The following is a 21,930-nucleotide window of genomic DNA, read 5'->3' as shown; positions in this document are numbered from 1 at the left end:
ATTTTTCACAGCCTATCACGCGGGCGCGGAACGCGGCGCATCGGGCGGATTAGACATTGGTCGTATTGCGACTACGACCCTCGCCTGCACACCGTGGGGTGAGGGAGGACACCATGCGCAGGATCATTCATGCCGCGCTGATCGTGCTGGCCTGCGCCTGTGGCGCGGGGGCTCAGCCCATGCGCATCGACTGGCTGGAGCGGCAGGTGACCCCACCGCCGGTACTTTCGAACATGCAATCCGTGCCCGAACAGCTTGGCCTCGACGGCGCGCGACTCAGCCTTGGCGATATCGCGACGACGGGCAAGTTCACCGGGCAGGACTATGCGCTGCGCGAAACCGTCGTGCCGCCCGCCGCGCCTTTCCTGCCCGCCGCACAAAAGCTGCTGGCCGAGGGCGCGCGTGTGCTGGTCGTCAAGGCCCCCGCGCAGGATCTGCTCGCGCTGGCGGACCTGCCCGAGGTGCGCGATGCGCTGATCTTCAACACCTCGGCCCCCGAGACCGATCTGCGCGGCGCAAATTGCCGCGCCAATGTGCTGCACAGCCTGCCCTCTTACGCGATGCGCGCCGATGCGCTGGCGCAGTTCATCCAGACCAAACGCTGGACGCGCCTTGCGTTGATCCAGGGCGCCCACCCCGAGGATCAGGCCTTCGCCGAGGCCATGCGCGCCGCGCTGACCAAGTTTGGCCTCACGCTGGCGGGCGAGAAAACGTGGCTCTTCGACGCAAACATGCGCCGCGCGGCGGCCGCCGAGGTGCCCCTCTTCACCCAGGATCTGCCTGACCATGACTTGCTTCTGGTCGCGGACGAACCCGGCGATTTTGCCCGCTACATCGCCTATAACACCTGGACGCCGCGCCTGCTTGCGGGGTCTGAGGGTGCCAAGCCGCTTGGCTGGGCGGGCGTGGTCGAGCAGAACGGTGCGGCCCAGTTGCAAAACCGCTTTCGCGAGATGACCGCGCGCGAGATGCAGGCCGCCGACTACGCCGCCTGGGCCGCGATTGCCGCGATCGGCGATGCCGTGACGCGCGCGCAATCGACCGATCCGGCCTCCATGCGCGCCTATCTTCTGTCCGACAAGGCGCGCATTGCAGGCTTCCTTGGGCGGCCTTTGTCATTCCGTGACTGGGACGGCCAGATGCGCCAGCCCATCCCCATCGTGACCGAGCGCGCCGTTGTCGCCCTCGCCCCGTTCGAAGGCTTCCTGCACGCCTCGAACGAACTCGACACGCTCGGGCCAGACCGCCCCGAGACCAAATGCACAGCCTTCGGAGAGTGACCATGATCCGCGCCCTTCTGCTTTCGACCCTTCTGGCCAGCCCGGCGCTTGCCGATGAGATATGGGTGACCAATGAGATGGACGACACCGTCAGCGTGATCGACGTCGCCACGCTGGAGGTCAAGGCAACCTACCCGACCGGCGAGCGCCCGCGCGGTGTCACCTTCAATCGCGACTTCACGCGCCTCTATATCTGCGCCTCGGACAGCGATGCCGTGCAGGTCATGGACCCCGCCACCGGCGAGATCCTGCACGACCTGCCCTCGGGCGAAGACCCCGAGCAGTTCGTCCTCTCGCCCGATGACCGGCTGCTGTACATCGCCAATGAGGATGACGCCATCACCACCGTCGTGGACACGCAAAGCCGCAAGGTGATCGCCCAGATCGACGTGGGCGTAGAACCCGAGGGCATGGGGATTTCGCCCGACGGGCGGATCCAGGTCACGACCTCGGAAACTACCAACATGGCGCATTGGATCGACACCGAAACCCACGAAATCGTCGCCAATACGCTCGTCGACTCGCGCCCCCGCCATGCCGAGTTCAGCCCTGACGGAACGCAGCTTTGGGTCAGTGCCGAGATCGGCGGGACGGTGTCGGTCTTCGATGTCGCGACGCGCGCCGAGATCGCCAAGATTTCCTTCGCCATTAAAGGCGTGCAGCCCGAGAAACTGCAACCGGTCGGCATGCGCTTCTCGCCCGACGCCAGCAAGATTTTCGTGGCGCTTGGGCCGTCGAACCACATGGCCGTTGTTGATGCGAAGACCTTCGAGGTCGATCGCTACATCCTCGTCGGGCGCCGCGTCTGGCACATGACCCTCTCGCCCGATGAAAGCAAGCTGTTCACCACCAACGGCGTCTCGGGCGACGTGACCGTGATCGACATGGCGACGCTGGAGCCGATCAAGACCATCAAGGTCGGGCGCTTCCCCTGGGGCGCGGCGGCCCGCGCCATGCCCTGAGCCCGGAGCCAAGGTAATGCCCGAGACCATCACCCCAGCCCTTCGCGTCGAAGGCCTAAGTCATGACTGGGGCGCGAAATCTGCGCTGGCGAATGTTGGCTTTTCCGTGCCTGCGGGGCGGTTCTGCGCTTTGCTTGGGCCGAATGGGGCCGGAAAATCGACGCTGATGGCGGTGCTGACCGGTTTGATCCGCCCACGCCCCGGCGTGGTCACGGTGAACGGCCATGATCTGGGGCGCGCGCCGCGCAAGGCGCTGGCGCAGATAGGCGTTGTCTTCCAGCAGCCGACCTATGATCTTGATCGCAGCGTCGGCGCCAATCTGCGCTATTTCGCGGCGTTGCACGGGCTTTCCGGGCGCACTGCCGCCGACCGGATCACCGAATGCCTCGCGCGCCTCGGCATGGCCGAGCGCATCGCGGAAAAGGTTGGCGCCCTCAACGGCGGCCATCGTCGCCGAATGGAGATCGCCCGCGCCCTGATCCACCGCCCGCGCCTGCTGCTTCTTGATGAGCCGACCGTGGGCCTCGATGCGCCTGCCCGCGCGGCGATCACCGCGCATGTCCATGATCTGACGCGTGACGGGATCTCAGTCCTTTGGGCCACGCATCTTGTCGATGAATTGCGCGAAACAGACGATCTCGTTTTGCTGCACCGGGGCCGCGTGGCCGCGACGGGTGCGGTTTCCGATGTGACCGCTGGACAGCCGCTGGCGGAATGGTTTCTGGCCCAGACCGGAGCGCCGGCATGAACGCGCTACTTGCCGCCAAAGCCATCATCGGCCGCGAGCTTGCGCGCTTTTTCACGCAGCGCGAGCGGTTCCTGGCGGCCCTCGTCCGCCCGCTCGTGTGGCTATTCGTCTTCGCGGCGGGCTTTCGGGCGGCGCTTGGGCTTTCGATCATCCCGCCCTATCAGACCTACATCACCTACGAGACCTATATCGTGCCGGGCCTGTGCGGGATGATCCTGCTGTTTTCTGGCATGCAAAGCTCGCTCAGCCTCGTGAACGACCGCGAGAGCGGAGCGATGCGTCTTTTGCTGACCGCGCCGCGCCCGCGCTGGTTTCTGCTGGGCGCAAAGCTTGTCGCCGGGGCATCGGTGGGCCTGCTGCAAGTCGCGGCCTTCCTGGTGATCGCCTATTTCTACGGGCTGAAGTTCAGCGCGGGCGGCTATCTGGCCGCCTTGCCCGCCTTTGTCATGGCGGGCGTGATGCTGGGTGCGCTTGGGCTGTTCCTGTCGGCGCGCATTCGGCAATTGGAGAACTTCGCCGGGGTGATGAACTTCGTCATCTTCCCGATGTTCTTCCTGTCGACCGCGCTTTACCCGCTGTGGAAGATGCAGGAAAGCTCGCTCCTGCTGGCGAACCTGTGCCGCGCGAACCCGTTCACCCATGCGGTGGAGCTGATCCGATTTGCGCTCTACGGCCAGTTGAACCTGCCCGCGCTTGGCTGGACGGTGCTGTCCGCGATCGTCTTCTTCGGCCTCGCATTGCACGGCTATGAACCCGCCCGCACCCGGAGCGGCCGCCGCCCCGACTAGGCGGCGATCAGCCGCGCGGGGCGCCCTTCAAGCCGCACACGGCGGGTGCTCAGCGCGGCAAGCTCTTGCTCGGAATGTGAGGCAAGCACGACGGCGGGGCGAAACTCGTCGATCAGCGTTGCGGTCAATTCCAGCAAGTCCTCAATCCGCTCGGCATCGAGCGAGGCGAAGGGCTCGTCGAGAATCAGAACCTCGGGGCGCCCGACAAAGGCGCGCGCGATGCCCACGCGCCGCGCCTGCCCAAGCGAAAGCTGCGCGGGCCACATCTGCTCCATCCCCGTCAGCCCGACGCGCGACAGCATCGCGCGAGCGTCAGCCTCGGTCGCGCCGGTCGGTATGGTGACGTTGTCCTGCACGCAGCGCCAAGGCATCAGCGTCGGGCTTTGAAAGACCATCGCGCGCCGTTGTCCGCTGTCCAGCTCGCCGTCGAAACGCGCGTCGATTCCTGCCAAGATTCGCAGCAGCGTGCTTTTTCCTGCGCCCGAGGGGCCGGATACGCCAAGAACCTCACCCGGGGCCACATCAAGCGCCATCGGCCCTAGAACGCGCGCCGCGCCGAATGCCTTGCTGCGCAGATCAAGCCGGATCATGTCCGCCTCCAGCGCGCCGCATGGGCCGCAAGCGGCGCCAGAACCAGCCACTCGACGGCCAGCATCACCGCCACGAAGGCCAGCGCATTGGCCAGAACGCCCGTAATGTCGAACATTTGAAAATCCAGATGAATGCGAAAGCCGATCCCGTTCGAGCGGCCAAGAAATTCCACCACCAGCACGATCTTCCAGATCAGCGAGATCCCCGCCCGCGCCGCCGCCATCAGTTGCGGTGCAAGCTGCGGCAGGATGATATGCACAAGCCGCGCGCGCCACGGCATCCGGTAAAGCCGCGCCATGTCGTTCAGATCGGGGTCGAGAACCCGCACCCCCTCGCGCAGCATCACGGTCACCAGCGGGATCTTGTTGAGCGCCACCGCGAAGATCGCTGCGGTCTCGTTCAAGCCGATCCAGAGGTAGCACAGCACGATCGTGACAAGCGCCGGGATGTTGTTGAGCACGGTCAGCCAGGGATCGAGCCACCGGTCGAGACGGGGTGACAGGCCCAGGATGATGCCACCCGCCGTCCCCACGCCGATCGCGATCAGAAAGGCTAGGCCCACGCGGCGCAGGGTAACCGTCAGGTCGGGCAGCATCCGGCCGGTAACCAGCCCATCCCACAAGGCGGGAAGCACCTGCTGCGGACCGGGCGCGCGCAACGGATCGTTCAGCACCACCGCGACAAGCGCCCAAAGTGCCACCAGAGCCAAAAGCGAGGCCACAGCCCGAAGCCGTGAGGCCGCCTGCTGCGCAGACAGGCGCGGGCGATACGTTTGCGCACCGCCCTTCGTTGCCAGCTCTGTCCGCGACAGGCCCATCATGGCTCAGTTCGTCAGGAAGGTGCCGGGGGGCAGATCCTGGACGGGGCCGACAAGCTCCTCGCCGCCAAGCTCGGCCATCAGGGCCAGCATGCGGGCGGCGGCAGCCTCGTCCACCGGACCTTCGGCGGGGATACCCGCGATGAACCCGGCCTTGAGCGCCTCGAACTCGGCATCGGTCTTGGCCTTCATGATCGGGCGCAGACGGGCGAAAGCCTCATCATCGGTCGCAAGCTTTTCCTTGGCAGCGCGCGAGGCGCGAGCCAACGCCGCAGCAAGTTCGGGGTGCTGCGCGGCCACTTCGCCGCGGATCACATAACCCAGCAGCGGGGTTTCGGGGTCAAGCCCAAGCGCGGTCGCGGCATCCGCCACCGGCAGCAGGGTCTTCATGCCGCCCGCGTCCATCTTGGCCATGAAATGCCAGAAGTTGATCGCGGCATCGACCTCGCCCGACAGGCCCGCCTGCATGATCAGCGGCGGCGCGCCGAAGACCTGCTCGGTCTCGGTGGCAAGGTCGATCCCCTGCGTGGCGCCGTAAGCGCGCAGGATCAGCCAGCTTTTATCGAGCGGCCCGCCCGCGATACCGACCTTCTTGCCCTTCAGATCGGCGAGGCTCTGGACCGGGCTATCGGCGCCGACCATCAGCCCGCCGACGGCTTTCGAGTAGGGGATGAAGCGGAAATCCTGCCCCTCGGCGCGCATCCGGGCCACCCAGAACCAGTCCGAAACGATGGCATCGACCTCGCCGCCCTGAAGCGCCACCTGCGAGGCGGGGTTGCCCGCCACGGACATAACCTCAAGCGCGAAGCCCTCGGCCTTATCGAGACCGTAATGCTGAATCGTGTCCAGCTCCCAGCTTACGGTGCCGCCTTCCAGCGTCGCCAGCTTCAGAACCGGCAGATCCTGCGCCTGCGCCACACCAAGCCCAAGCCCGATCACGGCCGCCAGCACGCGGCCCAAACCTTTCGCAATCATTTTATCCTCCCTGGCCCGCACCGAGCGGGCTCCTCCGGGATCAAGCGTAATCCGGCACCCCGCCGCAGCCTATTAGACCAATGGCCAATACGCCCGACCCGCCGGATCGGGCAGCATCTGCCCTGTCACCGACCAAGGTCGAATGGCAGCCACGCCGCGGCGCGGCTAAGCCAGATAGAGACGAAGAGTTTCGAGAGGGAGAGGAAGATGCTCGACGCCCGCACCCGCCGCCTAGTTGCGGCCCTGACGATTGCCGGCGTGATCGCGCCGGTGCAACTCTTGGCCCACGGCGATGTCTCGCCGCAGCCGATCAATACCGATGTCCTGCCCGAGGTGGGCGAGGAATGGTTGACCGAAAACCCCTATCGCGCCGATGCCGTGGGCGAGGAAGTCTGGGCGAAAGCTGTCCAAATCGGGGATTCCGGGTTTAACCAGAACTGTGCGCGCTGCCACGGTCTTGGCGCTGTCTCGGGCGGCCTTGCCCCCGACCTGCGCTTCCTTGAGGCCGAGGAATATGGCGATGAATGGTTCGTCGAACGGTTTCGCCACGGCTACACGCAGGACGGCACCACCAAGATGCCGGCTTTCGGCGATATCCTTGGTCAGAAAGCCGCCTGGGCGATCCGCACCTATATCGAGACCCGCCCTGAGGATGGCGCGCTCGACGATCACTCGGCGCGTCTGCACACGATCCGTGATGAGCTGATGGCGGGCACCGCCGATGGCACGGCGATGAGGGCTGAGATGGGCGAAATCGCCGCCCAGGTGAAAACCGCTTCGGGTGCGCCGGTGGCCGATAGCGCGGTCAGCCGCGCGGTGGCGGCGCTGACCGATGACCCGGCCTCGCAAAAGCACGCGGCCGAGGTTCTGACGATCGGTCTTTCGGCTGCGGAGTAACCCCATGAACCGGCGCGGCATGATGCATCATACCCTTGCAACCATGCTGATGCTGGCCCTCGGCGGGGCCGGGTTAATCCCCGGCCCCGCTTATGCGGCCTGCGAAGGGGTCCCCCCTGAACAACGCCTGCAAAACACCGCGCCGCAAGATATCGGGCGCTCGCTCGACCGTATCCAGGAAGACGGCTGGATTGAATTCGCCCTCTACGAGGACTTCCGTCCTTGGTCCTGGGAAGAGGCCGGCAAGGCGCGCGGTATCGACGTTGAGATCGCCCGCCTGATCGCCGAGTCGCTTGGCGTCGAGCCGCGCTTTCGCCTTGTGCAATCGGGCGAGACGCTGGACGCCGATCTGCTGAACTACGTCTACAAGGGCGCGACTGTCGGCGGCCATGTGTCGAACGTGATGATGCATGTGCCCTATGACGTCGATTACGCCTGCCGCTTCGATCAGGTGGTCTTCACCGGGCAATATGCGACGGAGCGGCTCGCGATCGCCTACGACCTTGCCACCTACCCCGAGAAAGGCCCGACCGCGCCGGTCTTTCGCTATGACCCGGTCGGGGTCGAGAATGACTCGATCTCGGATTTCTTCCTGACCTCGGTTGCGCATGGCGCGACGGCGGACAAGGTGCATCGCTACAAGACGACGCTGGCCGCCATGGAGGCGCTGAGCGGCGGCGAGATCAACGCAGTCATGGGCCCGCGCGCCGAACTGGACGCAGGTCTGGCCGAGGGAAAGGCCGTGCATGAGCCCGCGTTTCTCGGGCTGGCGCGGTCGAAATGGACCTTGGGCGTCGGGATCTCGTTCCAGCACCGGCCACTGGCCTATGCGGTTGACGATGCGATTGCCGCTGGACTTGAAGATGGACGTATCGCCGCGATCTTTGCCGAGTATGGCGTGACCTTCCAGCCGCCGGTTCGCTAGAGCGCGCCTAGAGGGATGTAAGGTTCCCGTCGAAATCCACCAAAACCACGGTGCCAAGGCCAAGGCTATCGCGTGCGTTCTCGATGGCCGCGCGATCCATCAGGACAAACGCGGTCGAGGCCGCATCGCAGAGCGCGGCACTTTCCCCACAGACGCTGACCGTAGACCAGCGCGGCACCTGCCCCTGCGGTCCAAGGATATGGCTGCGCCCACCGATCTGCATCGCGTTGGCCGAGGAGGTCGCAACAGCCCGGTGCCCGCCCTCGCCAAGCGTCAGTGCGCCGATCAGCCCGGCGCTCGGTTCTTCGACCCCAACCCGGAATGGCCCGCCCTCGGCGCGATACTCGCCCAGGTCGATCAGGCAATCAGAGCAGCCATGGCTGCGCAGGATGTCCGCCACCCGGTCGGCAGCGTAGCCTTGGACGATGCCGTTCAGGCTGATGAGCTGCCCTTTTGCAAGGAATATTTCCTGTTGTAACTTAATACGTTGCACCCCGATCTTCGCGTAAGCCTCTGCGGCATCGCGCCCCGCCGACAGGGCCGACCAGAGAGCCTGGATGGTGGGATCGAATGCGCCCTGCGTTGCAAGATGAACTCTCAGGACCAGTTCCAGAACCTTGCGCATCCGCGCTGACCCCGGCCCGCGCCCGGCCGCGTTCAGCGCGGTCAGTTCTGAGGGCCGATAGAGCGAGAATGTCGCCTCAATGGCCTCGATCTCGGCGCGAACCTCTGCCAGCGGAAGCGCGCCTTCAACGCGGATCGCGACATCCCCGCCAAAGGCCTGCCCCTGCCATGTATCGGCCAGTGCGGGACGGCCAGCCAGCGCAGTCGCGCCGACAATCTGAAGAAACCGGCGGCGCTTCATGCGGCATTCCTCATGCGTTTTTCTTCAAGGATCAGGGGGACGCATTGCCTTGGGTCGTCGTGAATGCGCACGCAATCAAGGCATTGGAAACATTCGCTATAGCGAACCTCACCCGATCGGGCGATGGCATCGTAGCGGCAGCGGACGCGGCACAGCTGACAGGGTGAGCCGCACTGCGCGCGGCGTGGGATCCAGCGCCGGATCCGCAGCAACCCACCCAAACGCATCGCCGCCCCGAGCGGGCAGAGCGAGCGGCAGAACCCCTTGAACCAGACGGCCGACACCGCGATCCAGCCGCCGGCCCACAGAACATAGGGCCAGGGCCGGTCGAATTGCATGGTAATCGCGGTTTTGAAGGGCTCGACCTCGGCGGCGGCCTCAGCGTGCTCGGGGGCCAGGACGGCTACCGTGAGTAGCGCCACAAGCGCCACCGGGCCGGTCCAGAGCAAGGCGCGCCCATAGCTGCGCGGGGGCTCGATCTCGGGCAGGCGCAGGAATCGCCCGATATGGTGTGCGAACTCCTGAAGTGCTCCGAACGGGCACAGCCAACCGCAGAAGAACCCGCGCCCCCAGAGGATGAAACCAAGAATGGCGGCGCCCCAGATCATCAGGCCAAAGGGGTCGTAAAGCAGCACCTCAAGCCCGCCGCCCTTAAGCCCGCGCAGCACCGCAAGGATCGTGACGACCGAAAGCTGGCCCTGCCCCCAGAAGCCCACGAACAGCACGACCGCCGACAGGATCATCAGCCGCACCGCGGGAAAGGCGCGCAGGCCAGCCAAGCGCGATTGGGCCAGAAGCGCGCCGAATAGCGCGACCAGAAGCCCGGCGAGACCATACAGGTCCGTCGCCCGATTGCGCAGGGCCTCGGCGAAGGGTGACAGTGCCGCAGGGGCTTCGGGGCGCAGGAAAAACCGCTCGGGCGTCTGAAGGGTGACCGAGAAATGCGCGGCACCTGCCTCGGGCTGAAACTGGCCATGCATCCGCACCGCTTGCAGGGTCAGCTCCCACGGGCGGGTCGGATCGAAGCCAAGGCGGCGATCCATCCGCAGGATCATTTTCGTGGCGTCTTCGAACGCGGGCGGTGTGTTGGCCGCCAAGGTCGGAAGAATGTCGGCATCTCGCAGGGCTTGCGGCAAGCCGTCCTGTTCGGCGGAAATTCGATCCGGAGCGGTATTGCGCACGAAATCGTCGGACACCAGGCCGTGGCGCCCGGCCTCGATAAGCAAGAGCAGCTCATCATCCGGGGCGCGGGATGTGAACCTCTGCACTTCGGCCAGCGTTTCGGGGGCAAGCACCGCTTGGGCAATCGCAGGCGGGCCGAGATCGACAACATAGAGGTCGATGAACGCGGCCTCGGGGTCGTCGAAGCTGTCGTCATTGGCCCATTTGGTCCCCGCGAAAGCCGCGTCGGCCTGTGCGTTGGTGATTGAGAGATGCCCTATAAGCCTTTGTTCCAAGGCGGTTTGCCAGTCCAGATGCTCTGCATGGTCCGGGTCGGGGCGCGGTGCGGGCCCCGCCTTGACGCCCTGCATCTTCTCGCGCGCAACGGCAAGGGTGGCCGCTAGGATGGACTCATGCGCGATCCGGACCGAGGCCGTTGCCTTTGTTACCCCGTCCAGAAAAACCAGATCCGACCCGGCGCCGCCCGCGCCATAGGGGGTGCCGACGACCAGAGGCTCGGCAATCGAATGCCCGCGATACTGTTCGAGGAAAGCGCGCAGCGGCGCCTCACCAAGCCCCGAAACGAAGATCGGCTCGTTATGATCCAACAGGCGCGTTTCGATGAAGCGACCTTCGAGGTCGATCAGCACCAGAATGTTGATGGCCTGACCAGAAAATCCGGGCAAAGGTGCCAGCAATCCGGTCTCGAACACGTAACCCGCCTCGCCCCCGCCCGAGTTGCTCAGGCTCCAGACCCCGTGATCATTGACCGGATCGCCAAGCGCGTAGGGCGCGACGATCATTGGCTCCAGTTCATTGCGCGACAAAGGAGCCGCGAGAAGCGGTGCGGACAGGGCCAACCAAATGAGAAGCGCGCGGAACATGGCCCAAGCCTATCCGCGCGCAAACCGTTGGATATTAGACCTAAGTCTCAGGTGATGACATCGGGCCCCGTGCGGCCGGTGCGGGCGCGGATGCCGACGATCTCTTCGGTCGCGCGGATGATCGGGGCCAACGCCTCTTGCGGGTCCTCGTTCAGCCCCGCCGGGCCGGGAACGTAGCGCTCCAGATAGACGCGCAGGGTCGCGCCCTCGGTCCCGGTGCCGGAAAGGCGCAGCACAACGCGCGAGCCGCCCTCGAACAGAATACGGAACCCCTGCTGCGCCGAGACCGAGCCATCGACCGGGTCGGTATAGCTGAACTCGTCTGCGCTTTGAATGATAAGACCTTGGCTCTGCGTGCCTTTCAGTGCAGTCAACCGGTCGCGCAAATCGTTCAGCATTGCATTGGCCTGATCGACCGGCAGGGCCTCGTAATCATGGCGCGAGTAGTAGTTGCGCCCGAAGCGCGCGAAATGCTCGCTCAGGATCTCGGCCACGCCTTGACCGCGCGCGGCAATGATATTGAGCCACATCAGAACGGCCCAGAGGCCGTCTTTCTCGCGCACATGGTCCGATCCGGTGCCGAAACTTTCCTCTCCGCAAAGTGAAACACGGCCCGCATCCATCAGATTTCCAAAGAATTTCCAGCCGGTCGGCGTCTCGTAGCAATCAAGACCAAGCGCCGCCGCCACGCGATCGACAGCCGCCGAGGTCGGCATTGAGCGGGCCACGCCCTTCAGCCCCTGCGCATAGCCCGGCACCAGATGCGCGTTCGCCGCGATCACGGCAAGACTGTCGGAGGGCGAGACGTAAACCCCGCGCCCCAGCACCATGTTGCGATCGCCATCCCCATCCGAGGCGGCTCCGAAATCCGGGGCGTTATCGCCCATCATCTCGGCCATCAGTTCTTGCGCCCAGGTCGGGTTCGGGTCCGGGTGCATCCCGCCGAAATCGGGCAGCGGCATTTCATGCACAACCGTTCCCTTCGCAGCACCAAGGCGGTTTTCTAGGATCTCGACCGCGTAAGGCCCGGTGATCGCGCACATGGAATCCATTCGCATTACGAAGCCTTCATGAAAAAGGCCGCGCAACGCTTTGAAATCGAATATCTCTTCCATCATATCCGCATAGGCACTGACCGGATCGACGACCTCGACGACCATCTCGCCCAGATGACTTTCACCGATCGCCGTCAGGTTCACATCGGGCGCATCAAGCTTGGCGTATTCGGTCAGCTCCTTGGTGCGGGCGAAAATCGCCTCGGTGACCGACTCGGGCGCGGGGCCGCCATTGGCCATGTTATATTTCACGCCAAAATCCTCGTTCGGCCCGCCGGGGTTGTGGCTGGCGGAAAGGATGATCCCACCGTCCGCGCCGCGCTTGCGGATCAGGTTCGAGGCCGCGGGCGTCGAAAGCCACGCACCCTGCCCGACGATCACGCGCACAGCCCCGCTGGCCGCTGCCATCTTGAGGATGACCTGCGCCGCCTCGGCCCCGAAATAGCGCCCGTCGCCGCCTAGAACCAGCGTTTTGCCCTGCACGCCGCCGATGGCGTCGAAGGTCGCCTGGATGAAATTCTCCAGGAAATTCGGCTGCATGAAGACCGCAGTTTTCTTGCGCAGGCCCGAGGTTCCGGGCTTCTGGCCGTCGAACGGCTTGGTCGGGTGGATCGTCATGATTGCTCCTGTTGGGCGGTCGGCCGCGCAAACAGTTGAACAGATTGCGGCGCAACGCAAGTGACAGGCACGTCATGTCGCAGCGCTGGAGCCTCGGGGGCGGCGCTGTCGAGCAGAAGGGTCCAGCAGCCGGGGGGGAGCGTTACCTCGGTCGCCTCGCCCGCGTTGATTACGGCAAAGACCGCCTCGCGTGCCGCAGCACCCTCGGGGCCTTCGGCGGCGCCGCGGATCTCGACGCAAAGACAACGGGACTCGGGGTCGTGCCAGTCATGGGCGGTTGGTTCGTCGCCAGAGGGCAGCCGCCAGATCAGATCGGGCATACCGTCCTGCACGCGCACCTTGGAATGCAGGAAGCGGCGCTGGCGCAGCACAGGGTGGGCATGGCGCAGATGCGCCAGGCGTGCGACGAAATCGGCCAATGCGCGATCGGGATCGGTCCAATCGACCCACCCGATGGGGTTGTCCTGCGCATAGGCGTTGTTGTTGCCGTTCTGGCTGTTGCCGAGTTCATCCCCGGCCAGCAGCATCGGCACACCCTGCGCCAGCATCAGAGCCGCCAGCATCGCCCGCTTGCGCGCGGCCTGCGCCATGGGGTCTGTCAGCGCCTCGGAGAAATTGGCGCTATGGCCGTCCCGGTTCAGCTCTCCGTTCGCCTCGTTTCGCTTTTCGGAATAGGAAACAACGTCTTGCAAGGTGAATCCATCATGCGCGGCAAGAAAGTTGACGCTGGCCCAGGGGGCGCGGCCCGCGTGGTCAAAGATCTCGGCCGAGCCCGCGATGCGGCGCGCAAGCTCGGGCATCTGGCCACCATCCCCGCGCCAGAACCGCCGCAGCCCATCGCGGAAACGATCGTTCCATTCGGCAAACGGAAGCGGAAAAGCGCCAAGCTGGTAGCCGCCCGGCCCGATATCCCATGGCTCGGCGATCAGCTTGACCTCGGCCAGCACCGGGTCTTGCCGGATCGCGGCCAGCAGGCACGAGCTGGAGGCGCTGAAGGCCCCGCCCGCATCGCGCGCCAGCGTCGCGGCAAGGTCAAAGCGAAACCCGTCCACGCCCAAGTCTTGCACCCAGTGGCGCAGGCAGTCCATCACCAAGCGCAGGACGAAGGGCTGCGCGAGGTTCAGCGTGTTCCCCGTGCCGGTGTCATTGGCGTAGCCGCGCCCGCCCTCGGCCAGGCGATAATAGCTGGCGTTGTCGATGCCGCGCAGGCTGAGCGTCGGGCCCGCGCCGTCGCCCTCGCCCGAGTGGTTGAAGACAACATCGACGATGACCTCGATCCCCTCGGCATGCAGGCGGCGCACCATGGCGCGGAAGGCCTCGGGTCCGCCGTAGCGCGGATCGGGGGCGAAAAAGCCGATGGGCTGGTAGCCCCAGTAGTTCGACAGGCCCTTCTCGATCACGAAGCGGTCGTCGATGAAGGCGGCGCAGGGCAACAGCTCAAGCGCGGTGATGCCCAGATGCTTGAGATGAGCGATGATCGGTTCACTCGCCAGCCCCTCGAAGCGGCCCCGCAGGGAGGCGGGCACCTCGGGGTGAAGCATGGTCAACCCCTTGGGATGCGCCTCGTAGATGATCGTTTCGGCCCAGGGCGTGCGCGGGCGCTGCCAGTCGTGCTCAGTCTCGGATGTCACGCGGGCGTGCGGGATCACGCCGGCGCTATCGCGCCGGTCGGGGCGCAAGGCCCCTGCGCCGCCCTGCATCAGCGCGTCCCACCGCAGCGGTGCGGTCAGTTCACGCGCATAGGGGTCTATCAGCAGCTTGGCGGCGTTGAAGCGATGGCCGAGATCGGGCGCCCAGGGGCCATGCACGCGGTAGCCATATTGCGCGCCCTCACCCAAGCCCGGCACATAGCCGTGCCAGATATCGCCCGAGCGTTCGGGAAGCGTCAGGCGCTGCTCTTGTCCGTCCTGAAACAGGCACAGCTCGACCCGTTCGGCATGGGCCGAGAACAGCGCAAAGTTCACCCCATCAGCCGTCAGCCGGGCGCCAAGCCGATCGCTGTTGCCCGGCTCGATCCTCATGGCGCGATGAGGCTGTCATAAAGCGCGGCATAGCGCGCGGCCGAGGCTTCCCAGCCCCAATCGGCCTTCATTCCGCGCCGCACCATCGCGGCCCATCCCTTGCAGTCGGCGTAAAGCGAAAGCAGACGGCGCATGGACTGGCGCAGGGCAAGCTCATCCACAGGGTGGAAGACGATGCCGGTCGCGGCGCCTGCAGCCTCGGTCGCGGGGGTCGCGCCGATGACGGTGTCGGCAAGCCCGCCGACGGCCGCGACGACAGGCACGCACCCATAGCGCAGGCCGTAAAGCTGGGTCAGGCCGCATGGTTCGAACCGCGAGGGCACCAGAACCGCATCGCCGCCCGCGAACATGCGGTGACTGAGCGCCTCGTCATAGCCGATGCGAACGCCGACGCGGCCCGGATAGCGGGTGGCAAGGCCGCGCACCATGTCCTCGGCCCAGGCATCGCCCGAACCCAGAATGGCCAGCCCGCCGCCCCCGGCGATGAAGTCCTCCAGCGCGCCGGGCAGCAGATCGATCCCCTTTTGCGGCGTCAGGCGAGACACGAGGATTGCCAGCGGGCCGGGCACTTCAAGGCCGAATTCGGCCTCAAGCGCCGCCCGGTTACGCGCCTTGCCGGCCATGCGCGCCGCAGTAAAGGGTGTGATGTGCGGGTCCGCATCGGGCGACCAGACCTCGGGGTCAATTCCGTTCAGGAAGCCATGCACCGATGCGGCCCGCGCCTGAATGACGCCTTCGAGCCCCAGGCCGAACTCACCGCGCATCAGCTCTTCGGCGTAACGAGGACTGACGGTGGTAATCGCGTCAGTGGCCGTCAGACCGGCCTTGAGGGTCGAGATATCGCCCCAATATTCGTAGCCATCGGGGGTGAACTGCTCGGGCGGTAGGCGCAGCGCACTGATCTTGTTGGCGCCGACGCGGCCCTGAAAGGCCATGTTGTGGATCGTCAGGACCGAGGGAATGCCGACACCCCAGTAACGCATGTATCCAGGGGCCAGCGCGCCTTGCCAGTCATGGGCATGTAGCACATCGGGCCGCCAGTCACCCACACCATCGCGCGCGATCCTTGCCGCAACCCAGCTGAGGGCCGCGAAGCGTTCGGCATTATCCCAGTAATCACCCTGCCCGTCCGAATACGGACCACCAGCTCGGTCAAACAGATGCGGCGCGTCGAGCGCCATGGCCTCAACCCCGCCCACCTTGCCCAGAACCACACGGGCGGGGCCGCCAAAGAGATCATCGTCGCTCCAGACCACCTTGGTCTTGCCGAGCTTGTCGAGCACGCCGCGATAGGCCGGGATCAGGACGCGCATCTGCCAGCCCTGCCCGCTGAGTGCCGCGGGCAAGGCGCCGACGACATCCGCCAGCCCCCCGGTCTTGACCAATGGCACGGCCTCGGAGGCCACTGACAGAACGCGTTTCATACGACTTCCCTTTGCCTTAGCCCAACACCGCCGCGCGTTTGTCAAGCATCGCCTGCGTGATCAGCACGACACCGCCTTCGGTGCGGCGGAACCACTTGGCGTCCTCCTCGGGATCTTCACCGACGACGAGCCCCTGCGGGATCTGCACGCCGCGGTCGATCACGCAACGGCTCAGCTGCGCCTTTCGACCGATATCCGCGTAGGGCAGCGCCACGACGTAATCGAGCGTGGAAAAGCTGTGCGCACGGCAGCCCGTGAACAGCAAGGTATTGCGCACCTCGGAGCCCGAGACGATGCAATCCCCCGCGACCAGCGACGACACCGCCGAGCCGCGCCGCCCGTCCTCGTCATGGATGAACTTCGCGGGCGGAACCAGTTCGGCATAGGTCCAGATCGGCCAGGCGTTGTCGTAAAGATCGAGCTTAGGCGTGAAATCTGTCAGGTCGATATTGGCCTGCCAGAAGGCATCGATCGTGCCCACGTCGCGCCAGTAAGGCTCGGTCTCAAGCCCCGAGGTCACGCAGCTTTCGCTGAACTTATGCGCCATGGCCTTTCCAAATTTCACGATCTGCGGGATCAGGTCATGGCCGAAATCGTGGCTCGAGTTCGGGTCTTCGGCGTCGCGGAGCAGCAGCTCGCGCAGGAATTGCCAGTCGAAGACATAGATACCCATCGAGACGAGGCTGTGATCTGGATCGCCCGGCATTCCTGGCGGGTTCTTGGGCTTCTCGAGGAATTCAGTGATCTGCCCGCTTGCATCTACTGCCATGCAACCGAATGCCGAGGCTTCCTCGCGCGGGACGGTCAGGCAACCGATGGTGACGTCGGCGTCAGTGTCCACGTGCTGGCGCAGCATCACCTCGTAATCCATCTTGTAGACGTGGTCGCCCGCTAGGATGACGACATAGCGCACGTCGTAATCCTCGATGATGTCGATGTTCTGGGCCACGGCGTCGGCGGTGCCTAGATACCACTTGCTTTCATCAACACGCTGCGAGGCGGGCAGGATATCGAGGTATTCGTTGCGCTCGGCCCGGAAGAAGTTCCAGCCGCGCTGCATGTGCCGGATCAGGCTATGCGCCTTGTATTGCGTGGCAATCGCCATCTTGCGGATACCCGAGTTCAGCGCGTTCGAGAGCGCAAAGTCGATGATGCGCGTCTTGCCGCCGAAATAAACGGCGGGTTTGGCGCGGCGGTCGGTCAGCTCATTCAGGCGCGAGCCGCGCCCCCCGGCCAGAACGAAGGCCATCGCCTGAGAAGATAAACGCTGGTTCGGTTGCGGTTTCATCACTCCCCCTCTCGGCGCGCTAGAGCGGCGCCAACATCACGACCGCCAGTGGCGGCAAATATACCTCGGCACTGTAATCGCAGCGTGACCATGGCTGTGCCTGCGCGCCCAAGGCACCCAGATTGCCCCGGTTCGCGCCGCCATAATGCGCGCTGTCGGTGTTCAGGATTTCCGTCCAGGCGCCGCCCTGCGGCAGCCCGATGCGCATCTGGCGCTCGATCGGCGTCAGGTTCGCGGCGACCACCACGGGTGCCTCGCCCGGTGCACAGCGCTGGAAAACGAAGACTGAGCGATCCGCATCGTCGGGCTCGATCCAAGAGAACCCCTCGGGGTCGCAATCGCCCCAATGCAGGGCCTTGTGGGCGCGGTAAAGGTGGTTGAGGTCCTTCACCAGTCGCTGCACGCCCGCATGGGCCGGGTGGTCAAGCAACCCCCAGTCCAGCTCGCCCGCATGGGCCCATTCACGCCCCTGCGCGAACTCTTGCCCCATGAAGAGCAGCTTCTTGCCGGGATGCGCCCATTGGAACGCATAGAAAGCGCGCAGGTTCGCGAACTTTTCCACATCGTTGCCGGGCATCTTGCCAAGCATCGAGCCCTTGCCGTGCACCACCTCGTCATGGCTAATCGGAAGGATAAAGTTCTCGCTGTAAACATATGAACTCGCAAAGGTAAGTTCATTATGGTGGAAACGGCGATGGATCGGATCGCGCGAGAAATAGCGCAGCGTATCGTTCATCCAGCCCATGTTCCACTTGAAGCCAAAGCCTAGCCCGCCTTCATGCACCGGGCGGCTGACACCCGGAAAGGCGGTGCTTTCCTCGGCCACGGTGATGATCCCCGGCGCGCCGCCATAGGCCTGCGCGTTCATCGCCTTGAGGAACTCGATCGCTTCCAGGTTCTCGCGCCCACCGAACTGGTTGGGAACCCACTCACCCTGTGGGCGGGAATAATCGCGGTAGAGCATCGAGGCCACCGCATCGACGCGCAGCCCGTCGAGATGGTATTCCTCAAGCCAGAACAATGCGTTGGCGAGCAGGTAGTTCGACACCTCGCGCCGGCCGTAGTTGTAGATCAGCGTGTTCCAGTCACGGTGGAACCCCTCTTTCGGGTCTTCATGCTCGTACAGCGCGGTCCCGTCGAAGCGCCGCAGGCCGTGATCATCCGTCGGGAAATGGCCGGGCACCCAATCGAGAATGACCCCGATCCCGCGCTGATGCGCGGCGTCGATCAGAGCCGCAAATTCCTCGGGGCGGCCGTGACGGATCGTCGGTGCGTAAAGCCCGATGGGCTGATAACCCCAACTGCCGTCGAATGGATGCTCGCTAATCGGCAGCAGCTCGATATGGGTAAAACCCATATCTGTTACGTAATCAATGAGTTGCGAGGCGAGATCGAAGTAGCTCAGCGGCCTGCCGCCCTCACCCCAGACGCGGCGCCAGGAGCCCAGATGAACTTCGTAGATCGAAATCGGTTGGTGGATGTTTTGTGTGGCTTCACGGCGGGTCATCCAGCCCTCGTCCGCCCAGCCATGCACACCAAGTTGTCGCACGACCGAGGCCGTTTGCGGTGCGTGCTCGGCCCCGAACCCAAGCGGGTCGGCCTTGAGCGGCTGAACGGAGCCGTCTGGCCCGACGATCTCGTATTTATAGGCCTCGCCAACGCTCAGGCCGGGCAGAAAAATCTCCCACACGCCGGTCGCGCCACGGCGACGCATCTGATTGCGACGCCCGTCCCAATTGTTGAACCCGCCAACGACCGAGACCCGGCGCGCAGAAGGCGCCCAGACCGAGAAATGAACACCTTCACACCCCTCATGGGTGATCACGTGCGCCCCGAGCGCCTGCCACAACCGCCGATGCGTTCCCTCACCGATCAGGTATTCGTCGATCTCGCCCAAAACCGGCCCGAAGCGATAAGGATCTTCGAATTCCCATGTCCCATGCGCGTTCTGCGCGCGGAGGCGATACACCTTTGATTTAGTGTTTCCTACAAAAATACCGTTACTTACGGGCGTTAACTCAACTTCCTTCTCAGCGACAACCCACAGCCGCTCCGCATCCGGAATCAGCGCCACGATGCGCCCCTCGTGCCAGCCAAGCACCGCAAACGGGTCCTCGTGCCGACCTTGCGCCAGCGCCAGAGCCTCGTTGCGGTCGATCAGATCCATCCTGCCCTCTCAGAGCGCCGACTCTGTTCCCCAGATATCATTCATGTAACCACGAATTGCCCGGTCAGACGAGAAAAAGCCCATCCGTGTAGTATTGAGTGCGGCCATTCGCCACCAGAGATCCGGCGTGGCGAAGGCGCGGTCCACCTCGACCTGAGCCGCCCGGTAGGCCTCGAAATCCGAGGCAACCAGGAAATAGTCCGAGTGCCACATATTATGCACAAGCCCATGATATCGCGTGGGTTCGTCAGCGCTGAAACGCCCTTCGGCGATCATTTGCAGCACGTCCTGCAAGGCCTGGCTTTGCAAAATAGCGTGGCGCGCGTGCTCGGGATCCTTGCGACGCTCCATCACCTCGGGCGCGGTAAGGCCGAAGAGGAAGAAGTTCTCGGGGCCGACCTGTTCGCGGATCTCGACATTGGCACCATCGAGTGTGCCGATGGTCAGCGCACCGTTCAGCGCGAATTTCATGTTTCCCGTCCCCGACGCCTCCTTCCCGGCGGTCGAGATCTGTTCTGACAGGTCCGCCGCAGGGATCAGCCGCTCGGCCATCGAGACGTTGTAATTCGCGGGATAGACGATCTTGAGCCGGTCACCGATCAAGGGGTCATTATTAACAACGCTTGCGACGTCGTTGATAAGACGAATGATTTCCTTGGCCGTCTGATAGCCCGGCGCCGCCTTGCCGCCAAAGATCTTCACCCGAGGCTGATAGTCGGCCTGCGGATTGCTACGCATCTCGTGCCATTCGGCGATGGTTTGCAGGATGTTCAGCAATTGGCGCTTGTATTCATGAATGCGCTTGATCTGCACATCGAATATCGCCGCCGGATCGACCTTGACGCCCTGCGTCTGCGCGATCCAGTTCGCCAGCGCGTCCTTGTTGCGGCGCTTGGCCGAGGCGAAGTCATCGCGAAAGCCCGCATCCTCGATATGCGGTTCAAGCTCGCGCAGTCGGTCCAGATCGGCCTCCCACCCGGCGCCGATCGTGTCGGTGATCAGATGCGACAGGTTCGGGTTCGACATCCGCAGCCAGCGGCGCGGCGTGATGCCGTTGGTCTGGTTGATGATCCGGCCCGGGTGCAGCTTGTCCAACTCGGGGAAGAGGTTTTGCTTAATGAGGTCGGTGTGCAGCGCCGAGACGCCGTTGACCTTATGCGCGGTGATGAAGGCCAGCTCGCCCATCCGCACCTCGTGGTGCTTGACCACGCCGACGTAATGCGGGCGCGAGGGGTTGGTGCGCAGGTGCCAGGCGTCGATCTGCTCGATGATCTGCATGTGGCGCGGCAGGACCGAGCCCATCAGGTAGGTCGCCCAACGCTCCAGCGCCTCGGGCAGAAGCGTGTGGTTGGTGTAGCCAAGGCATTTGACCGCAATCTCGATGGCCTGATCAAAGGGCATGTCGTGCAGATCCGTCAGGATGCGCACCAGCTCGGGGCCCGCGATGGCCGGGTGCGTGTCGTTCATCTGGATGGCGACATGGTCGGGCAGATCGGTCAGGCTATAGCCCCCACCCTGATGGCGTCGAATGATGTCATGCAGGGCCGCTGCGGTCAGGAAGTATTCCTGCTTGAGGCGCAGCTCCTTGCCCTGATAGGTCGTGTCGTCGGGATACAGCACCCGGCTGAGCGTGCGCGCCAGCGCCTCGGGTTCGGCCGCCGCCGCGTAATCACCGTGGTTGAAGCGATCCAGATCGAACAGCGTCGTGGGCTTCGCCGACCAAAGCCGCAGCGTGTTCGCCCACCGCCCCTTCCAGCCGATCACCGGCATGTCGAAGGCCTCGGCAATCACGGTTTCAGACGGCACCCAGACCGGTTTGCCGCCGCGCTTCTCGACCCCGCCCTTGAAGCCGATCACATAGGCGGCCTCGGGGCGCTCGAACTCCCACGGATGCCGCTGCTTGAGCCAGTCCTCGGGCGTCTCGACCTGGCGGCCGCCCTCGAACCGCTGGCGGAACAGGCCGTGCTCGTAACGGATACCATAGCCGTAGCCGGGACAGCCGAGCGTCGCCATGCTCTCCATGTAACACGCCGCCAGACGCCCAAGCCCGCCATTGCCAAGTGCCGCGTCGGGTTCGTCCTCGACCACAGCCGACCAGCTTTGGCCAAGGCTTTCGATGGCTTCACGCGCCACAGCCCGCAGGCCAAGGTTGATCGCCGCATCCTCAAGCAGGCGCCCGATCAGGAACTCCATCGACAGGTAATAGACGCGCTTGCGGCCCTCGTTCCAGGTCTGGCGCGTGGCGTCGAACCAGGGTTCGACAATCCGGTCGCGGATCGCGAAACTCAGCGCCATGCGCCAGTCATAGACCGAGGCATGGTCCGCATCCTTCCCCATCGTAAAGGTCAGATGGCGCAGAATCTCGGCGCGCAGGGTCTCGGCGGTGGGAGCGGTAACATCTTTCACGATCAACCCCTTCAGCGTCTCTTCCCGTATTGATGAGCGCCCCGGCGCACCCCGTCAA

17 protein-coding genes are annotated in these 21,930 nt (G+C 64.6%); 6 read left to right on the top strand and 11 right to left on the bottom strand.

All coding sequences use genetic code 11. The features are described 5' to 3' along the window. The first annotated feature begins 113 nt into the window (after window positions 1-113). From LZA78_RS01920 to LZA78_RS01905, 4 genes are read left to right on the top strand one after another with little or no spacing between them, the layout of a single operon-like run. On the top strand, window positions 114-1,280 hold the full coding sequence (locus LZA78_RS01920; protein WP_233675257.1) for an ABC transporter substrate-binding protein: 1,167 nt from the start codon (window positions 114-116) through the stop codon (window positions 1,278-1,280). A 2-nt stretch (window positions 1,281-1,282) separates the two neighbouring features. After that, window positions 1,283-2,242, top strand: coding sequence for a YVTN family beta-propeller repeat protein (locus tag LZA78_RS01915; protein WP_233675256.1), 960 nt, complete (start codon window positions 1,283-1,285; stop codon window positions 2,240-2,242). 16 nt (window positions 2,243-2,258) lie between these two features. Next, on the top strand, window positions 2,259-2,990 hold the full coding sequence (locus tag LZA78_RS01910) for an ABC transporter ATP-binding protein (protein ID WP_233675255.1): 732 nt from the start codon (window positions 2,259-2,261) through the stop codon (window positions 2,988-2,990). Continuing rightward, window positions 2,987-3,778, top strand: coding sequence for an ABC transporter permease (locus tag LZA78_RS01905; protein WP_233675254.1), 792 nt, complete (start codon window positions 2,987-2,989; stop codon window positions 3,776-3,778). The genes LZA78_RS01910 and LZA78_RS01905 overlap by 4 nt, the downstream gene beginning before the upstream one ends. Here LZA78_RS01905 and LZA78_RS01900 read toward each other — a convergent pair. The 3 genes from LZA78_RS01900 to LZA78_RS01890 are packed head-to-tail and all read right to left on the bottom strand — an operon-like array spanning window position 3,775 to window position 6,161. Continuing rightward, the gene (locus LZA78_RS01900; RefSeq protein WP_233675253.1) at window positions 3,775-4,368 is read right to left on the bottom strand and encodes an ATP-binding cassette domain-containing protein; all 594 of its coding nucleotides are present in this window, start codon (window positions 4,366-4,368) and stop codon (window positions 3,775-3,777) included. The two genes, LZA78_RS01905 and LZA78_RS01900, sit on opposite strands and share 4 nt — an antisense overlap. Beyond that, window positions 4,365-5,189, bottom strand: a complete 825-nt coding sequence (locus LZA78_RS01895; protein ID WP_233675252.1) for an ABC transporter permease — start codon at window positions 5,187-5,189, stop codon at window positions 4,365-4,367. Before LZA78_RS01895 ends, LZA78_RS01900 begins: the two co-directional genes overlap by 4 nt. Before the next feature lie 3 nt (window positions 5,190-5,192). Then, the gene (locus tag LZA78_RS01890) at window positions 5,193-6,161 is read right to left on the bottom strand and encodes an ABC transporter substrate-binding protein (protein ID WP_233675251.1); all 969 of its coding nucleotides are present in this window, start codon (window positions 6,159-6,161) and stop codon (window positions 5,193-5,195) included. A 207-nt stretch (window positions 6,162-6,368) separates the two neighbouring features. Between LZA78_RS01890 and pedF the strand changes: the two genes are divergently transcribed. Continuing rightward, window positions 6,369-7,058, top strand: coding sequence for a cytochrome c-550 PedF (gene pedF, locus LZA78_RS01885; RefSeq protein WP_233675250.1), 690 nt, complete (start codon window positions 6,369-6,371; stop codon window positions 7,056-7,058). A 19-nt stretch (window positions 7,059-7,077) separates the two neighbouring features. Then, a complete protein-coding gene (locus tag LZA78_RS01880; protein ID WP_306798952.1) occupies window positions 7,078-7,983 on the top strand; it encodes a substrate-binding periplasmic protein in 906 nt (301 codons plus the stop codon). 7 nt (window positions 7,984-7,990) lie between these two features. Here the strand turns inward: LZA78_RS01880 and LZA78_RS01875 are convergent, their stop codons facing one another. The 8 genes from LZA78_RS01875 to LZA78_RS01840 form a co-directional block, all read right to left on the bottom strand. Beyond that, entirely contained in the window at window positions 7,991-8,848 is an 858-nt protein-coding gene (locus LZA78_RS01875) for an FAD:protein FMN transferase (protein WP_233675249.1), read from the bottom strand. Then, window positions 8,845-10,812 carry a 4Fe-4S binding protein gene (locus LZA78_RS01870; protein ID WP_306798951.1) on the bottom strand — a complete coding sequence of 656 codons (1,968 nt, stop codon included), beginning with the start codon at window positions 10,810-10,812 and terminating at the stop codon, window positions 8,845-8,847. The genes LZA78_RS01875 and LZA78_RS01870 overlap by 4 nt, the downstream gene beginning before the upstream one ends. 128 nt (window positions 10,813-10,940) lie before the next feature. Continuing rightward, the gene (locus LZA78_RS01865; RefSeq protein WP_233675247.1) at window positions 10,941-12,566 is read right to left on the bottom strand and encodes an alpha-D-glucose phosphate-specific phosphoglucomutase; all 1,626 of its coding nucleotides are present in this window, start codon (window positions 12,564-12,566) and stop codon (window positions 10,941-10,943) included. Then, window positions 12,563-14,587, bottom strand: a complete 2,025-nt coding sequence (glgX, locus tag LZA78_RS01860) for a glycogen debranching protein GlgX (RefSeq protein ID WP_233675246.1) — start codon at window positions 14,585-14,587, stop codon at window positions 12,563-12,565. Before glgX ends, LZA78_RS01865 begins: the two co-directional genes overlap by 4 nt. After that, on the bottom strand, window positions 14,584-16,011 hold the full coding sequence (gene glgA, locus LZA78_RS01855) for a glycogen synthase GlgA (protein WP_233675245.1): 1,428 nt from the start codon (window positions 16,009-16,011) through the stop codon (window positions 14,584-14,586). Before glgA ends, glgX begins: the two co-directional genes overlap by 4 nt. Before the next feature lie 16 nt (window positions 16,012-16,027). Beyond that, window positions 16,028-17,299 (bottom strand): glucose-1-phosphate adenylyltransferase, encoded by a 1,272-nt coding sequence (gene glgC / locus LZA78_RS01850; RefSeq protein WP_233675244.1) that lies wholly within the window; start codon window positions 17,297-17,299, stop codon window positions 16,028-16,030. Between the two features lie 19 nt (window positions 17,300-17,318). Next, on the bottom strand, window positions 17,319-19,466 hold the full coding sequence (gene glgB / locus LZA78_RS01845; RefSeq protein WP_233675243.1) for a 1,4-alpha-glucan branching protein GlgB: 2,148 nt from the start codon (window positions 19,464-19,466) through the stop codon (window positions 17,319-17,321). A gap of 9 nt (window positions 19,467-19,475) precedes the next feature. Next, window positions 19,476-21,872, bottom strand: coding sequence for a glycogen/starch/alpha-glucan phosphorylase (locus tag LZA78_RS01840; RefSeq protein WP_368861005.1), 2,397 nt, complete (start codon window positions 21,870-21,872; stop codon window positions 19,476-19,478). Window positions 21,873-21,930: the final 58 nt, after the last annotated feature.

Source organism: Rhodobacter flavimaris (genome assembly GCF_021378075.1).
Taxonomy (GTDB): domain Bacteria; phylum Pseudomonadota; class Alphaproteobacteria; order Rhodobacterales; family Rhodobacteraceae; genus Rhodobacter; species Rhodobacter flavimaris.
This window is presented reverse-complemented; position numbering and strand designations above follow the sequence as displayed.

Excerpts from the sequence above, each read along its gene's own strand:
- LZA78_RS01890 (WP_233675251.1), bottom strand. The coding sequence starts at position 6,161 with ATGATTGCGAAAGGTTTGGGCCGCGTGCTGGCGGCCGTGATCGGGCTT.
- LZA78_RS01915 (WP_233675256.1), top strand. The coding sequence starts at position 1,283 with ATGATCCGCGCCCTTCTGCTTTCGACCCTTCTGGCCAGCCCGGCGCTT.
- LZA78_RS01870 (WP_306798951.1), bottom strand. The coding sequence starts at position 10,812 with ATGATCGTCGCGCCCTACGCGCTTGGCGATCCGGTCAATGATCACGGG.
- LZA78_RS01875 (WP_233675249.1), bottom strand. The coding sequence starts at position 8,848 with ATGAAGCGCCGCCGGTTTCTTCAGATTGTCGGCGCGACTGCGCTGGCT.
- LZA78_RS01880 (WP_306798952.1), top strand. The coding sequence starts at position 7,078 with ATGATGCATCATACCCTTGCAACCATGCTGATGCTGGCCCTCGGCGGG.
- LZA78_RS01865 (WP_233675247.1), bottom strand. The coding sequence starts at position 12,566 with ATGACGATCCACCCGACCAAGCCGTTCGACGGCCAGAAGCCCGGAACC.
- LZA78_RS01910 (WP_233675255.1), top strand. The coding sequence starts at position 2,259 with ATGCCCGAGACCATCACCCCAGCCCTTCGCGTCGAAGGCCTAAGTCAT.
- LZA78_RS01895 (WP_233675252.1), bottom strand. The coding sequence starts at position 5,189 with ATGATGGGCCTGTCGCGGACAGAGCTGGCAACGAAGGGCGGTGCGCAA.
- pedF (WP_233675250.1), top strand. The coding sequence starts at position 6,369 with ATGCTCGACGCCCGCACCCGCCGCCTAGTTGCGGCCCTGACGATTGCC.
- LZA78_RS01920 (WP_233675257.1), top strand. The coding sequence starts at position 114 with ATGCGCAGGATCATTCATGCCGCGCTGATCGTGCTGGCCTGCGCCTGT.
- glgX (WP_233675246.1), bottom strand. The coding sequence starts at position 14,587 with ATGAGGATCGAGCCGGGCAACAGCGATCGGCTTGGCGCCCGGCTGACG.
- LZA78_RS01900 (WP_233675253.1), bottom strand. The coding sequence starts at position 4,368 with ATGATCCGGCTTGATCTGCGCAGCAAGGCATTCGGCGCGGCGCGCGTT.
- LZA78_RS01905 (WP_233675254.1), top strand. The coding sequence starts at position 2,987 with ATGAACGCGCTACTTGCCGCCAAAGCCATCATCGGCCGCGAGCTTGCG.
- glgA (WP_233675245.1), bottom strand. The coding sequence starts at position 16,011 with ATGAAACGCGTTCTGTCAGTGGCCTCCGAGGCCGTGCCATTGGTCAAG.
- glgB (WP_233675243.1), bottom strand. The coding sequence starts at position 19,466 with ATGGATCTGATCGACCGCAACGAGGCTCTGGCGCTGGCGCAAGGTCGG.
- glgC (WP_233675244.1), bottom strand. The coding sequence starts at position 17,299 with ATGAAACCGCAACCGAACCAGCGTTTATCTTCTCAGGCGATGGCCTTC.